Annotated in this window: 15 protein-coding genes; 11 read left to right on the forward strand and 4 right to left on the reverse strand. The window is 60.1% G+C overall.

Annotation, left to right across the window (positions count from 1 at the left end; genetic code table 11):
* Positions 1 to 389: 389 nt before the first annotated feature.
* The 7 genes from QZ329_RS12640 (at position 390) to QZ329_RS12670 (ending at position 7,351) form a co-directional block, all read left to right on the forward strand.
* The gene (locus QZ329_RS12640; protein WP_295753156.1) at positions 390 to 2,819 is read left to right on the forward strand and encodes a hypothetical protein; all 2,430 of its coding nucleotides are present in this window, start codon (positions 390 to 392) and stop codon (positions 2,817 to 2,819) included.
* A gap of 150 nt (positions 2,820 to 2,969) precedes the next feature.
* Complete coding sequence (locus QZ329_RS12645) at positions 2,970 to 3,356, forward strand: GntR family transcriptional regulator (RefSeq protein WP_295753158.1); 387 nt, start codon at positions 2,970 to 2,972, stop codon at positions 3,354 to 3,356.
* The gene (locus QZ329_RS12650) at positions 3,343 to 4,038 is read left to right on the forward strand and encodes an ABC transporter ATP-binding protein (protein WP_295753160.1); all 696 of its coding nucleotides are present in this window, start codon (positions 3,343 to 3,345) and stop codon (positions 4,036 to 4,038) included. Before QZ329_RS12645 ends, QZ329_RS12650 begins: the two co-directional genes overlap by 14 nt.
* Positions 4,032 to 4,847: a hypothetical protein gene (locus QZ329_RS12655; RefSeq protein WP_295753162.1), complete on the forward strand. Its 816-nt coding sequence runs from the start codon at positions 4,032 to 4,034 to the stop codon at positions 4,845 to 4,847. Before QZ329_RS12650 ends, QZ329_RS12655 begins: the two co-directional genes overlap by 7 nt.
* Before the next feature lie 38 nt (positions 4,848 to 4,885).
* On the forward strand, positions 4,886 to 5,371 hold the full coding sequence (locus tag QZ329_RS12660; protein WP_295753164.1) for a small multi-drug export protein: 486 nt from the start codon (positions 4,886 to 4,888) through the stop codon (positions 5,369 to 5,371).
* Positions 5,372 to 5,386: 15 nt separating this feature from the next.
* Positions 5,387 to 6,007 carry a hypothetical protein gene (locus QZ329_RS12665; RefSeq protein WP_295753167.1) on the forward strand — a complete coding sequence of 207 codons (621 nt, stop codon included), beginning with the start codon at positions 5,387 to 5,389 and terminating at the stop codon, positions 6,005 to 6,007.
* 129 nt (positions 6,008 to 6,136) lie between these two features.
* Positions 6,137 to 7,351, forward strand: a complete 1,215-nt coding sequence (locus tag QZ329_RS12670; RefSeq protein WP_295753169.1) for an FprA family A-type flavoprotein — start codon at positions 6,137 to 6,139, stop codon at positions 7,349 to 7,351.
* Positions 7,352 to 7,676: 325 nt separating this feature from the next.
* Here QZ329_RS12670 and QZ329_RS12675 read toward each other — a convergent pair whose 3' ends face one another.
* The 4 genes from QZ329_RS12675 to ylxM all read right to left on the reverse strand — a co-directional run bounded on the left by QZ329_RS12675 (position 7,677) and on the right by ylxM (position 9,986).
* Entirely contained in the window at positions 7,677 to 7,907 is a 231-nt protein-coding gene (locus QZ329_RS12675) for a KH domain-containing protein (RefSeq protein ID WP_295753171.1), read from the reverse strand.
* A gap of 15 nt (positions 7,908 to 7,922) precedes the next feature.
* A complete protein-coding gene (gene rpsP, locus QZ329_RS12680; protein ID WP_016322153.1) occupies positions 7,923 to 8,162 on the reverse strand; it encodes a 30S ribosomal protein S16 in 240 nt (79 codons plus the stop codon).
* An 86-nt stretch (positions 8,163 to 8,248) separates the two neighbouring features.
* The gene (gene ffh / locus QZ329_RS12685; protein WP_295753173.1) at positions 8,249 to 9,616 is read right to left on the reverse strand and encodes a signal recognition particle protein; all 1,368 of its coding nucleotides are present in this window, start codon (positions 9,614 to 9,616) and stop codon (positions 8,249 to 8,251) included.
* 4 nt (positions 9,617 to 9,620) lie between these two features.
* The gene (ylxM, locus tag QZ329_RS12690; protein ID WP_295753175.1) at positions 9,621 to 9,986 is read right to left on the reverse strand and encodes a YlxM family DNA-binding protein; all 366 of its coding nucleotides are present in this window, start codon (positions 9,984 to 9,986) and stop codon (positions 9,621 to 9,623) included.
* A 314-nt stretch (positions 9,987 to 10,300) separates the two neighbouring features.
* On the opposite strand from ylxM, the gene QZ329_RS15650 reads away from it, so the two are divergent.
* The 4 genes from QZ329_RS15650 to QZ329_RS12710 all read left to right on the forward strand — a co-directional run bounded on the left by QZ329_RS15650 (position 10,301) and on the right by QZ329_RS12710 (position 13,212).
* Positions 10,301 to 10,519 (forward strand): ISAs1 family transposase, encoded by a 219-nt coding sequence (locus QZ329_RS15650; RefSeq protein WP_365352060.1) that lies wholly within the window; start codon positions 10,301 to 10,303, stop codon positions 10,517 to 10,519.
* Positions 10,520 to 10,901: 382 nt separating this feature from the next.
* Positions 10,902 to 11,429 carry an RNA polymerase sigma factor gene (locus QZ329_RS12700; protein WP_295753180.1) on the forward strand — a complete coding sequence of 176 codons (528 nt, stop codon included), beginning with the start codon at positions 10,902 to 10,904 and terminating at the stop codon, positions 11,427 to 11,429.
* A gap of 412 nt (positions 11,430 to 11,841) precedes the next feature.
* Positions 11,842 to 12,096: a hypothetical protein gene (locus QZ329_RS12705; protein WP_295753182.1), complete on the forward strand. Its 255-nt coding sequence runs from the start codon at positions 11,842 to 11,844 to the stop codon at positions 12,094 to 12,096.
* 27 nt (positions 12,097 to 12,123) lie between these two features.
* Positions 12,124 to 13,212 carry a DUF4367 domain-containing protein gene (locus tag QZ329_RS12710; protein WP_295753184.1) on the forward strand — a complete coding sequence of 363 codons (1,089 nt, stop codon included), beginning with the start codon at positions 12,124 to 12,126 and terminating at the stop codon, positions 13,210 to 13,212.
* Positions 13,213 to 13,262 lie beyond the last annotated feature (50 nt).

The following is a 13,262-nucleotide window of genomic DNA, read 5'->3' on the forward strand; positions in this document are numbered from 1 at the left end:
TACGAGATCGAGTAATGTGACTGGAGTTCAGACGTGTGCTCTTCCGATCTTGATCCGGCCGCTGTACTGCGTCCATGAGGACGATATCGTCCGCTGGCGGGACTACAACGGTCTCCGTTTTCTCCAGTGCGCCTGCCGCTTCACCGAGGCCCGGGACGCCTCCGGCGACGGGGTGGGAGAGAGCAAGCGGCAGGAGATCAAGCTTCTTCTCCGGCAGCTGAAGGGAACCAACCCCAACATCGAAAAGAGTATTTTTCGGGCCATCCACGGCGTCCAGCTGGATACCTTCCCCGGCTTCAAATACCGGGGTGAGGCCCATACTTTCACCGATCTATACGACAGCTCCCCCTTCTTTGGCGGCGGAGCGGATACATAAGGAGGAATATGACATGGATTACTATCGCTGTGAAAATCCGGACTGCGGTTTTGTGGCCGAGGAGGAGCCGGATGTCTGCCCCCGCTGCGGGGGAACCTTCTTTGTCGCCTTGACGGAGGAGGAGATGACCGCAGGGGACTGGGTGAGCCTGGGCAATCAGGCGGTGGACGAGAAGCGGGAGACCGACGCCCTGGCCTGTTACCAGCGGGCGGCGGCCCTGGGGGACCCCCTGGGCCTGACGAACCTGGGCTGGTGTCTGGAGGCGGGCATCGGCGTCCCGGCGGACCCGAAGCAGGCCGTGGTGCTCTACGCCCAGGCGGCGGAACAGGAGTACATGCCGGCCCTGACGAATCTGGGCTACTGCTATACATACGGCATCGGCCTGGAGACCGACTATGACAAGGCCCTCAAGTGCTTCCAGAAGGGGGCGGAGCAGGGCTTCCCCCGGGCGCAGTTCCTTCTGGCCGAGGCGTACCGCCGGGGCAGCGGCGTGGAGGCCGACGAGGCGGAGGCCGCCAAGTGGTATCAGTCCGCCGCGTGGCTGGGCTATCCCGGGGCACAGACAGAGTTGGGAAGGTGCCTGGAGTTCGGCACGGGCATAGAGCAGGACCTGGAGCAGGCTGTGAAGTGGTACACCGCTGCCGCCGAGCAGGGCAACGCCCCGGGCATGTGCTGTCTGGGCTTTTTGTACGAGAGCGGCCGGGGCGTGGAACAGAGCTGGGAGCAGGCGGTGGAGTGGTACCGCAAGGCCGCCGCCAAGGGCTATCCCCGGGCCCAGTGCAATCTGGCCTGGTGCTATGAGCACGGCCAGGGCGTGAAGCGGGACTTTGCTGAGGCGCTCCGCCTCTATCAGGCAGCGGCGGACCAGGGCTATCCCCGGGGTCAGCTGTGCGTGGGCCTTTGCTATGAGCGGGGCCGGGGCGTGCCTCTGGACAAGGCGGCGGCGGTGGAGTGGTATCGCAAGGCCGCCGAACAGGGCGACGAGGACGGCGCGTGCTGCCTGGGCTTTATGTATGAGTCCGGCGAGGGCGTGGAGCAGAGCTGGGAGGAGGCGGTGCGCTGGTATCGGACCGCCGCCGACGGCGGACTGTCCCGGGGCATGTGCAACCTGGCGTGGTGCTATGAGCACGGCGAGGGCGTGGAGAAGAACCTGGAGGAGTCTTTCCTCTGGTACCGGAAGGCCGCGGAGCAGGGGGACCCCAGGGGGCTTTTCAGCGTGGCCAGAGCCTATGACTACGGCATTGGCGCGGAGCAGGACGCGGAGAAGGCCGCCGAGTGGTATCAGAAGGCTGCGGACGCCGGTTCCGCCCCGGCCACCTGCGACCTGGGCGTGTGCTATGAGCGGGGCGAGGGCGTTCCCCAGAGCTATGAAAAGGCCGTGGAGCTCTACCGCAAGGCCGCTGAGATGGGCAACGCGCCGGGCCAGTGCAACCTGGGCTATATGTACGAATCCGGCCGGGGCGTGGAGCAGAGCTGGGAGGAGGCGGTGAAGTGGTACAGCGCCTCCGCGCAGCAGGGGTTCCCCCGGGCCCAGTGCAACCTGGCCTGGTGCTATGAGACCGGGTCGGGCGTGGAGCGCAACCTGACACGGGCTGCACACTGGTATCGCAAGGCCGCCGGGCAGCAGGACCCCAGAGGCATGTACTGCCTGGGCACATTCTATAAGTATGGCCGGGGCGTGGAGCAGGACGACGCGGAGGCCGTGAAGTGGTACCAGCTGGCGGCGGAGGCGGGCTACCCCCGGGGCATGTGCAGCCTGGGCGTGTGCTATGAGTTCGGCGAGGGCGTGGAGCAGAGCCTGGAGCAGGCGGTGAGCCTTTACCGTCAGGCGGCAGAGCGGGGCGATCCGGCGGGCCAGTGCAGCTTGGGCTATATGTACGAGTCCGGACGGGGCGTGGAGCAGGACGTCGTCGAGGCCGCCCGGCTCTATCAGCTGGCGGCGGAGGCGGGCTATCCCCGGGCCATGTGCAACTACGGCTATTGCTGCGAGGCGGCCCAGGGCGTGAAGAAGGACATGGCCGCCGCCGTCGAGTGGTACCGCCGGGCCGCCGAGGCCGGGGACTCCACCGGCGCGTGCAACCTGGGATACCTCTACGAAACCGGCGAGGGCGTGGAACAGAGCTGGGAGCAGGCCGTGAACTGGTATCGCCAGGCGGCGGAGCAGGGTCATGCCAGGGGCCAGTACCTTCTGGGCTGGTGCTATGAGCACGGCAAGGGCGTGGAGGCCAGCCGGGAGAAGGCGAAGGGGCTCTACGAGGCCTCCGCCAGACAAAACTACAAGCACGCGGTGGAGGCTTTGGAGCGGCTGAAAAACGGACCGGAGTCCGAAGCGCCTCCGGAGAAGAAGCCCGCTGAGAAAAAGCCTGCTGAGAAAAAGACCTCGGAGAAGAGACCCCCGGAAAAGGGCGGTTTCTTCAAGGGCCTGTTTGGCAAGCGGAAGTAAAAGTAACGAAATGAGATGCCCGGAGCCAGCCTCCGGGCATCTTTTTCTGTCCCGGCCATAAAATTTTTTCGAAAGTGCTTGACATTTCTGGAAAATGTGCTATTGTATTAATCACATAAGACAACAGAACAAGAACAGGAGGCGCAAGATATGCAATGGCAGTTTTCCAACGACGCGCCAATTTATACCCAGCTGATTCAGCAGGTGAAGGTGGGCATCGTCACCGGCGCGTTTCCCCCCGGGGAACGATTGCCCTCGGTGCGGGATCTGGCCACGGAGGCCGGGGTGAATCCCAACACCATGCAGAGGGCCCTGGCGGAGCTGGAGCGGGACGGGCTGGTGTACAGCCAGCGGACCGCAGGAAGATTTGTGACGGAGGACAATACCATGATTAACGCGGCGAAGCGAAGCCTTGCCGAGCGGCACGTGAAGACTTTTTTGGAGGCGATGCTCCGTCTGGGCTTTCAGAGGGAGGAAATCATCAGCCTGATTACACAGGAATTGGGAGAGGAGGAAGCGGACCATGCCAGTGCTTGAGTGTAAGGGGCTGACAAAGCGGTTCGGCCGGACCACGGCCCTGGAGGAGGTGAGCCTCACCATCGAGCCGGGCCGCATCGTGGGCCTTTTGGGCCCCAACGGCAGCGGGAAGACCACACTGATCAAATTGGCCAATGGACTGCTGACCCCCGACGGGGGCTACATCGCCGTCTGCGGCGCCGCTCCCGGGCGGGAGAGCCACAGTCTGGTAAGCTATCTCCCGGAGCGGACGGCCATTCCCACCTGGATGTCGGCCAAACAGCTGATGGACTTCTACGGCGATTTCTACCGGGATTTCCGCCGGGACACGGCGGAGGAGATGCTGGCGCATCTGAACATCCAGCCCCGGCAGACGGTCAAGCAGATGTCCAAGGGCACCCGGGAGAAGGTGCAGCTCATCATGGTCATGAGCCGGGCGGCGAAGCTGTATCTTCTGGATGAGCCCATTGGCGGCGTGGACCCCGCCACTCGGGACTACATTCTCTCCACCATCATCGGCAACTACAACCCTGAGGCGGCGGTGGTGATCTCCACACACCTGATCGCCGACGTGGAGAAGGTGCTGGACGAGGTGATCTTCCTCCATCAGAGCCGGGTGGTGCTTCAGTCCACCGTGGACGATATCCGGGAGGAGAAGGGTATGAGCGTGGATGAGCTGTTCCGGGAGGTGTTCAAATGCTGAGGAAATTGTTAAAGCATGAGTTTCGCGCCACCGGCCGGGTCATGCTGCCTATGTACCTGGTGCTGCTGGTGACGGCCATCGGCTCCAATCTGGCGGGCCGCAAGATGTTGGACGGTCCGGAGATCCTGACCACGTTGGGCCTTTTGATCGTCATGGCCTTCGGCTTCGCCATCTTCGGCGTGCTGCTGATGTCCTTTGTGCTGATGATTCAGCGGTTTTACAAGAACCTGCTTCAGGATGAGGGCTATTTGATGTTCACCCTGCCGGTCTCGGTCCATCAGCACATCTGGTCGAAACTGATTGTCTCCGCCGTGTGGTTTGCGGCGACCATTCTGGCCATCATCGCCGCCAGTATGATTGTGGCCTATGACGTGGGCTTCCTGCGGGACTTCTTTTCGTTCCTGCGTGAGTTTTTCCAGGGCCTCCAGAAGCTGAAGATCAGCGAGGCCCTCAACGGCACAATCTATCTGGTGGAGTTCGCCGTCCTGCTGTTTTTGTCCATGGCGGCCTTTTCCCTCCAGTTTTACGCGGCCCTGGCGGCGGGGCACAGCCGGGCCAATCACAAGATGGTCTGGTCCGTGGTCTGCTTCTTCGGCTTCCAGTTTGTGCTGCAAATGGCGCTGAGCACCTTCTTTATTACGCTGGATAAACTGGGAACTCCCAGCTTTTTGAACATCGACTGGAACCCCTCCGTGACGGTGGCCATCCATGTGGGACTGCTGGTGTGCATTGGGGTGGTGATTCTCTACGGCGCGATTTTTTACGCCGTCACCACGTTCTTCTTGAAAAAGCACCTGAACCTGGAGTAAACTGGTATCCATAATGAACGCCATTATGGAGGAATCCCATGCTGTTTTCAGAGAGATTTTTAGAGACGGTATCCGGCGAGCTGCTGATGACCTTTCTGGTGGCCATGGTCCCGGTGATCGAGCTCCGGGGAGCCATCCCGGCAGGCATCGCCGCAGGGCTGTCCCCCGCCCTGGCCTGCCTTGCCGCCATTGCCGGAAATCTGGTTCCCGCGCCCCTCATCATGCTGCTGGGACGGCGGGTGGCCAATTGGCTCCGGGGAACCCGCTTCTTTGGTCCCAAAATCGCCTGGCTGGAGCGCCGGGCCCACCTCAAGGGGCGGCTGGTGCGGAAATACCGTCTGGCGGGGCTGGTGATTTTGGTGGGCGTCCCCCTGCCGGGGACCGGAGCCTGGACCGGGGCGCTGGTGGCCTCGGCGCTGGACATTCGGATGCGGCACGCCCTGCCCGCCATTTTCCTGGGGCTGGTTATCGCTGCGGTCATCACCACCGCCATTACGCTGGGGCTGTTTGGCCTGCTGATTTGATAAAAGGAGTATATGATGAAACGTGTTTCAATTGCCTGCGCCCTGGCGCTTTCGCTGTCCCTGCTTACGGGCTGTATGCCCGGCGTTGCGGTGACCTCCCCGAAGGACGAGGAATTTCAAAAGGACTGGGCGGACTCTATGGAAGAGGCTGCCGAGGATTGGGCGCAAGACTGGGAGACAGCCGTTGACGAGGCCGTGAGGTCCTGGAGCGGCCAGGATGAGGACGGCGTGGAAAAAGACCACTACTGGAAAATTTTAGATGTCTCGGATGAAGAGGCCGCCATTGTGGAGGTCGGGACCGTCACGGACCCGGAACAGGTCCGTGCCATAGACGATCTCCTCAACGACGACGGCCACCAGAAAGACCGGCCGACCGAGGACCCGGGCGACCCCGCTTACAGCTACGTTTACTGCCAGCAGGAGACCCTGAAGGCGGGCCAGGACCCCGGGGACCGGGAATATGAGGAGCTGGTCCGCTTCACCGTCTCCGCGTCGGAGGACGTGGTGACTATGGTGATTCTGGAGGATCTGCCCTCTTTGCTGAACGTGGATCTGGGGGATTTCCTGACCTTTACCATAGCCGTTCCGGCGGAGACGGCGGAGGCCCTGCGGAACCCGGGGCAGTTTTTGGAATAACCTACAAGGACGCGCCTGGAAGGCGCGTCCTTCTTATGGTTCTTGTGCCTGTGAAACCCTTGACAAACCGGGAAAATTGGGTTAGATTAACCTTGCGAAAACCATCATACACAAAGGAGATTGAACGCTATGTATTGTGTACGCAGCATCACGCCGGACATTTTGCTGATCGGCGGGTCCGACCGGCGGCTCAGCTTGTTCGAAAATGTGTTTCCCGTTCCCCGGGGCGCCAGCTACAACGCCTACCTGGTGCTGGACGAGAAGACCGTTCTGCTGGACACGGCGGACTCCGCCGTTGGCTCGCACTTCTATGAGAACCTGGAGCACGCCCTCCAGGGCCGGCCCCTGGACTATGTGGTGGTGAACCACATGGAGCCGGATCACTGCTCCACCCTGGGGGCGGTGCTCCGCACCTATCCCAACGCCCAGGTTGTGGCCAGCGCCAAGGCCATTGCTATGATCGGGCAGTTTTTTGACGCCGACGTCTCCAGCCGCTGCATGACGGTGAAGGAGGGGGATACCCTCTCCACCGGACGGCATACCTTCACCTTTGTCATGGCCCCCATGGTCCACTGGCCGGAGGTCATGGTTACCTATGACACCACGGAAAAGGTCCTGTTTTCCGCCGACGCCTTCGGCACCTTCGGCGCGCTGAACGGAAACATCTTCGCCGACGAGGTGAATTTTGAGACCGAATGGCTCCCCGACGCCCGGCGGTACTATACCAACATTGTGGGCAAGTACGGTGCGCAGGTGCAGACCCTGCTGAAAAAGGCGGCGGCGCTGGACATCCGGTATCTCTGCCCCCTCCACGGCCCCATCTGGCGGGAGAACATCGGCTGGTTCGTGGAGAAGTATCAGCGCTGGAGTACCTATACGCCGGAGGAGAAGACCGTTGCCATCTTCTGCGGCTCCATCTACGGCAATACGGAGAACGCCGCTGAGATTCTGGCGGCCTGTCTGGCGGACAAGGGCGTGCGGGATGTGCGGCTTTACGACGTGTCCCATACCCACGTTTCCGAGCTGGTGGCCGAGGCCTTCCGGTGCAGCCATCTGGTCTTTGCCTCCGCCACGTACAACGGGGAGATTTACACTCCCATGGACAATTTCCTCCGGGATTTGAAGTCCCATGGCCTGCGGAACCGGACGGTGGGCCTGATTGAGAACGGCACCTGGGCGGCCGTATCCGGCAAGCAGATGGCGGAGCTTCTGGGAACGATGAAGGACATGACCATCCTGGAGGGTACCGTCAGCCTGAAATCCTCCGTCAAGGAGGCCCAGCGCCAGGGCCTGGAAGCCCTGGCCGATGTGCTGGCCGCCTCGCTTTCCAAGGAGGAGGCGTGAGCAGGAGCGCTTTCGCGTTTGAGGTCCGGCGTCTGCCCGGGCGGCGCGGAGAATTCCCTGCGGAAAGCAAAACGGCTTTGCCGGCGCGCCTTGTAAGCGGGTCATTCTTCTGCGCAGGAGGTTTTTGCGCGTGATTCCCGACTGCCCAGGAGGGGCGGGGAACTGGAGCAGCGCCCCGCCGGCGAATGGAGGCCTTACATGAAAAAAGAACTGGTCTGGAGGGGGGTTCCAGACCAGTTCTCTTTTTGTTTCGTTGGATTGAGGCCGCTTTGGCCCAGCCCCGCATCGGTCATCCGGGCACGTAAGCGTTCCTGCAAAAACGCGGCTAATCCACAATGTCGACGGAGACCTTGACCCCCTCCCGCTGGGCGCGGGAGCGGATAACTGTCCGAATTTCCTTGGCGATGCGGCCCTGCCGCCCGATGACCTTGCCCATGTCCTCGGGGGCGACGCGCAGCTCCAAAGTCAGCTCCTGACTTCCCTGCGTCTCCGTAACGGAGACCGCGTCGGGGTTGTCCACCAGGTTTCTGGCGATGTAGAGCAGCAAGTCCTTCATGCGCCGCCCTCCAAATCAGAGGACGTCCACTTTTTTCAGCAGAGCTCTGACCGTATCGGTGGGCTGAGCGCCGGACTTGATCCACGCCTGGGCGCGTTCCGCGTCAATCTTGATGGCGGCGGGGGAGACGCAGGGATTGTACGTACCGATCTCCTCAATGAAGCGGCCGTCCCGGGGGAAACGGGAATCCGCCACCACGACGCGATAGAAGGGGGCCTTCTTGGCGCCCATACGGCGCAGTCTGATCTTTACCATGTTGTTGTACCTCCAAAAGTTTTGATATATTGGTTGATTTATTATAAATGCCGCATTTTGAATGGGAAATGCTTTGCACTTATAGCTTACCGGAAACGCTTCTTCCGGCCGAAGCCGTGAAGCCGGGAGGGGGCCTTTCCGCCGCCAAAGGAGGGCATCCGCCCCTTGCTCATCTGCTTGGTGAGCTGCTGCATGACGTCAAACTGCTTCAAGAGGCGGTTGACGTCCACCACCTCCAGCCCGCAGCCGGCGGCGACGCGCTTTTTCCGGCTGGCGTTCAGAATCTGGGGATTTTCCCGCTCCAGGGGTGTCATAGAGAGAATGATGGCCTCGGTGCGGGCCATGGCCTTCTCGTCGATGGAAGCGCCCTGCATCTGTTTGCCGAGGTTGCCGGGCATCATGCCCAGCAGCTGGCTCAAGTCGCCCATGTTCTTCAGCTGCTGGAGCTGGTCATAGTAGTCCTGAAGGGTGAAGCGGTTTTTCCGCAGCTTTTCCTCCAGCTTGGCGGCCTGCTTTTCATCGTAGGCCTGCTCCGCCTTCTCGATAAAGGAGAGCATGTCGCCCATGCCCAGGATGCGGGAAGCCATGCGGTCCGGGTGGAAGGGCTCGATCATGTCCAGCTTTTCGCCGGTGCCCGCGAATTTGATAGGCTTTCCCGTGGCCGCCCGGATGGAGAGGGCGGCGCCGCCCCGGGCGTCGCCGTCCAGCTTGGTGAGGATGACGCCGTCGATGCCCAGGGCCTCGTCAAAGGCGGTGGCGGCATTTACCGCGTCCTGGCCGGTCATAGCGTCCACCACCAGCAGAATCTCGTTGGGATGGACGGCGGCCTTCATCCGTTTCAGCTCGTCCATCAGGTTCTCATCCACGTGGAGGCGGCCGGCGGTGTCCAGGAAGACCATGTCGCTGCCATGGTCCCGGGCGTGGCGGATGGCGTTTTCCGCAATTGTCACCGGGTTGCCCTGGCCCTGCTCGAAGACCGGCAGGTCCATCTGCCCGCCCACGACCTTCAGCTGTTCGATGGCGGCGGGACGGTACACGTCGCAGGCGGCCAGAAGCGGCCGCTTTTGATACTGCTTTCGCATCAGGCCGCCCAGCTTGGCGGTGGTGGTGGTCTTGCCCGCGCCCTGGAGACCCACCATCATGACCACGGTGGGGCCGGAGTTTGCCATGGTGATCCGGGAGTTGGCTCCGCCCATGAGATTCGTCAGCTCTTCGTTGACGATTTTCACCACCTGCTGGGCGGGGGTGAGGCTGTCCAGCACGTCGCTGCCCACGGCCCGCTCCGTGACAGAAGCCACAAATTCCTTGACCACCTTATAGCTGACGTCGGCCTCCAGAAGGGCCAGGCGGACCTCCCGCATGGCTTCCCGGACGTCGTTTTCCGTCAGACGGCCCTTGCCCCGAAGGCGCTTGAACGCCTCGTTCAGTTTTTCAGTCAGTCCTTCAAATGCCATAAGCTCATTCCTTCAGCGCGGCGGCCTCCCGGCGGATCTGCTCCGCCAGCTCCGCAAGGCGCCGGTCCTCGTAATAGCGGTAATTGATGGTGGAGATTTCCCCGGCGGCCTCGGCAATGGCGTCCAGGTGGGCGCTCCGGGCGAGAAAGCGCTTGATGATGCCGGTTTTGTCCTCCACCTCCTGCATGGCGGCCTCGGCCCGGACGATGACGTCCCGGACGCCCTGGCGGGAGATACCGGCGTTTTCGGCGATCTCGGACAGGGAGAGGTCCTCGTTGTAATAGAGGTCGAAGAATTCTTTCTGCCGCTCGGTCAGGAGCTCTCCATAAAAGTCGAAGAGCATCGTCATCCGGTAGGTCTGGTTCTTCAAAAGGAGGCCCCCTTCCGTCATGTAAAGTTCTCGCGCTTTACAACGAGATTAAGTTTACAGGAAATCCAGGGAAATGTCAATAGGGAAAATGGGGAGAATTTTGGGGTCGGGCCATCTTTCCGGGGCAACAGCATTTGAAATTTAGCAAAAAGAGAGATAAACAGGAATTCAGAATGCCTGTATGCCTGGCTGAGATGCCACCGTAAAGAAGGTTCTGTAATCGCCGTGGACGGCAAGACCATTCACGGCAGTAAAGGAATACCCAGAAAGCGTATCATGTAGTCAGTGCGCTTGCGGCGGAAAACCAGCTGGTACTGGGTGAGATCGTGACGGATGAAACGTCCAACGAGATCACGGCAGCGCCGGAACGTTTGGATTCTTTGAATATAGAGAACAGCATCATAACGGCGGACGCAATGAGCTGCCGGAAAGAAATTGTCAGGAAAATCAGGGAGAGTCAGGCGGATTATGTGATTGGCCAGAAGGGAAATCATCCGGCCCTGCTGGAGGATATTTCGCTCTATTCAACCTGAATGTTCTGCGTAAAACTGCTCTGGCTCTCTGCAAAAATACTGACTTGGGCCGCAGGCTCAGTATCCAGAAAAAGCGTTTTGCCGCTGCCTTGAACCCGCAGCGTCTTCCTGATATCCTTTTCCGCTAATTTCAAATGCGGTTGCCCTGTCACCACCCCTCGTCAATCTTGACTTTTATGTGAATTACCGATATGATAGAGACAAAATATTGGCAGATTCTCTTATTTCCATCCAGCCTTCCATGGAATGATGCGGCCGCAGGGTCAGAAAACCCTCTTTTTTGTGCTGCTATATGTGAAAACCTTGTTTTTTGAGCACATTTGCCGAGAGTAAGTAAAAGGTGTGCTTTTGATTACCAAACGCCTGTCAGGAGGTATCGCTTATGTTGACGCTCTATCTGCAAATGCTGGAAACACCGGAGGAAAAGGTCCGGTTTGAGGAAATTTATCTGAACTATCGCGGCATGATGTTCCATGTAGCGGAGGGGATTTTGCATAACAACCAGGACGCGGAAGACGCGGTTCACAACGCCTTCCTGCGGATTATCAAGAAATTTTCCAAGTTCCAGAAAACACCGGTGAAGGAGCTGGCTCCGCTGGTGGCCGTCATCGCCAGGAACGAGGCCATTTCTCTCCAGCGGAAGAAGAAGGACACCGCCCCCCTGGAGGAGTGGGACAGCTTCGCCGAAACTGCGGAGTCCGTCAGCGATTACTATACTCTGGTGGAGACCTTTACCCGCCTGCCCCAGACGTACCGGGCCGCCCTGGAAATGAAGCTCCTGGGATACTCCGATGGGGAAATTGCCTCCAAGCTGGGCCTGAGCAAAACAGCGGTCAGCACCCGGATCAGCCGCGGCCGCCAGCTCTTGCGGAGCATTGTGGGGCAGGAGGGCTTCTTGAAGGATGCGTAACCTCCGTTTTGGAGTTTTTTGATAGTTTTTTGATGGTTTCTTAAAAGTGATGTGAGAATCCGTCCCCTCGCTGCGTTAAACATGGCGAGGAGGCGGATTTTCTGCTGCCTGGACCTGTTGGGTTTCGAATACGGTTCCTATCGGAACGGATGCTGCGGCGGCAGCGGATACCTGCGGAGGGCGGCTTGGGCGGCAGGAGGTTTGTATCTGGAGGCGGAACAGGAATATTGGGATGAAATGGTCCAATGCCGTTCGCTGGGACCCGTTTGAGCCGATGAAAAAACTTTTTCAAAAAATTTGAAAAATCATGTGAGAATCCGGCTTCTCGCTGCGTTAAACATAGTAAGAGACGGTTTTATGCGCCGGGTAAAACGACCGCCTGGGAGGCCCCCTGCGCTTTGGAGGTCAAGCAGTGGATAATTGGACGATTGCGGCAGTGATTCTGATGATTGTATTATTTCTGGCCCTTCCGGTTTTGCTGGCGGTGCTGGAGTACCGCGTGACCCAGACAAGCAAAAAACGGGGGATTTATTTGCTGGCGGGCATCCTGGTCCTCGGCGCGTTCATGCCGGCTTATGCCATATATCTGGGAACAATCCTTCTGATTACATACAAAATTTCGCTCCGCAGGGCGAAGAACGAAGAGACGCAACACAAACACATGTAACCAAAACACACGGAGGAGGGATCAGCTTTGACGGAACAGGCGCTAAATCAACTGGCCCGGCGGGTGATGCTGGACGCGGCCCGGCTGGAGTGCGGAAATCTGCTGGAAGAACCGCCGGAGTATACGTTTTCCCCGGCCTTTGAGCGGAGGATGAAAAAGCTGCTCCGCCGGGGGCGGCATCCGGTCTGGTACCGGACCCTCCACGCAGCGGCCTGCGTCCTGCTGGCGCTGCTCCTCAGCGGATGCGCGGTGCTGGTGGTCAGCCCGGAGGCCCGGGAGGTGTTCTCTGGCTGGGTGCGGGAGGTGCATGAGGCTTATTTCCTCTACCGCTTCTTTGGGGACGAGGAAAAAGAGCCCGTATCCGATGAAAGCGCCGTCTACCAGCCCGCCTATGTTCCCGCCGGGTATCGGATGGAGCGCAAGCGTGTGTTGAGCGGCATCGTGTCCATCCTATACATCAATGATCAAAGCGGGAACTTGGCGGCCTTCGGCTGCTTTTTGGATACGACCTCTCCGGTCCTGCAAGTGGAGCGGGACAGCGAGGATATCCATAAGAAGGTCTTTGTCAATGGGCTCTCCGCCGATCTGTACCTGGACGCGGAGGAGGGAGAGGCCAACGTCCTCGTCTGGGTGGACGGGGAGAACGGGGCCGCGTTCCGCATCTCCGGCGTGTTTGGCGAGGAGGAGCTGGTGAGCATGGCGGAGAGTGTGCGGGCCTTGCCCCGAGAGATGTTCATCCATCCGGAGTGGCTGCCGGCGGGATACTATGAGGTTTCCGCCGAGGATTACCCGAGAGAAGGGGATGACCCGGCCGATGGCCTGGAGTCCGGGAAGCGCGTCCTGACCTATATGAACGACCAGGAGGAAGAGCTGACCATCACCTATAGCTCTGTATTTGACGCCATAGACCTCCGCCCGGACCGGAGAGAGGCGGACGCGGTTTCTGTACAGGTGGGAGAGGAACCGGCGTTTTTGTTTCTGGAGCGGACCGGCGCCAACCACCTGGTTTGGGCGGATAGGGAGGACGGCGTGCTCTTCTGGATCTCCGGGCCGATTTCCGGCGAGGAGCTGATTCAAATTGGGGAGAGCATGCAGACGTTTTCGGAGCCGCTGTGAGTTTTCAGAATAGTTGAGAAATGGGACCAGGTGGGGGTTTGTTTATGAAA

The sequence above is a fragment of the uncultured Oscillibacter sp. genome, assembly GCF_910579365.1.
Classification (GTDB): Bacteria; Bacillota; Clostridia; order Oscillospirales; family Oscillospiraceae; genus Oscillibacter.

What these genes read in the sequence shown, in the direction of transcription:
- QZ329_RS12655 (WP_295753162.1), top strand. Translation starts at nt 4,032, where the DNA reads ATGCTGAGGAAATTGTTAAAGCATGAGTTTCGCGCCACCGGCCGGGTC.
- QZ329_RS12645 (WP_295753158.1), top strand. Translation starts at nt 2,970, where the DNA reads ATGCAATGGCAGTTTTCCAACGACGCGCCAATTTATACCCAGCTGATT.
- QZ329_RS12660 (WP_295753164.1), top strand. Translation starts at nt 4,886, where the DNA reads ATGCTGTTTTCAGAGAGATTTTTAGAGACGGTATCCGGCGAGCTGCTG.
- QZ329_RS12675 (WP_295753171.1), bottom strand. Translation starts at nt 7,907, where the DNA reads ATGAAGGACTTGCTGCTCTACATCGCCAGAAACCTGGTGGACAACCCC.
- rpsP (WP_016322153.1), bottom strand. Translation starts at nt 8,162, where the DNA reads ATGGTAAAGATCAGACTGCGCCGTATGGGCGCCAAGAAGGCCCCCTTC.
- ffh (WP_295753173.1), bottom strand. Translation starts at nt 9,616, where the DNA reads ATGGCATTTGAAGGACTGACTGAAAAACTGAACGAGGCGTTCAAGCGC.
- QZ329_RS12670 (WP_295753169.1), top strand. Translation starts at nt 6,137, where the DNA reads ATGTATTGTGTACGCAGCATCACGCCGGACATTTTGCTGATCGGCGGG.
- QZ329_RS12700 (WP_295753180.1), top strand. Translation starts at nt 10,902, where the DNA reads ATGTTGACGCTCTATCTGCAAATGCTGGAAACACCGGAGGAAAAGGTC.
- QZ329_RS12640 (WP_295753156.1), top strand. Translation starts at nt 390, where the DNA reads ATGGATTACTATCGCTGTGAAAATCCGGACTGCGGTTTTGTGGCCGAG.
- QZ329_RS12665 (WP_295753167.1), top strand. Translation starts at nt 5,387, where the DNA reads ATGAAACGTGTTTCAATTGCCTGCGCCCTGGCGCTTTCGCTGTCCCTG.
- QZ329_RS12650 (WP_295753160.1), top strand. Translation starts at nt 3,343, where the DNA reads ATGCCAGTGCTTGAGTGTAAGGGGCTGACAAAGCGGTTCGGCCGGACC.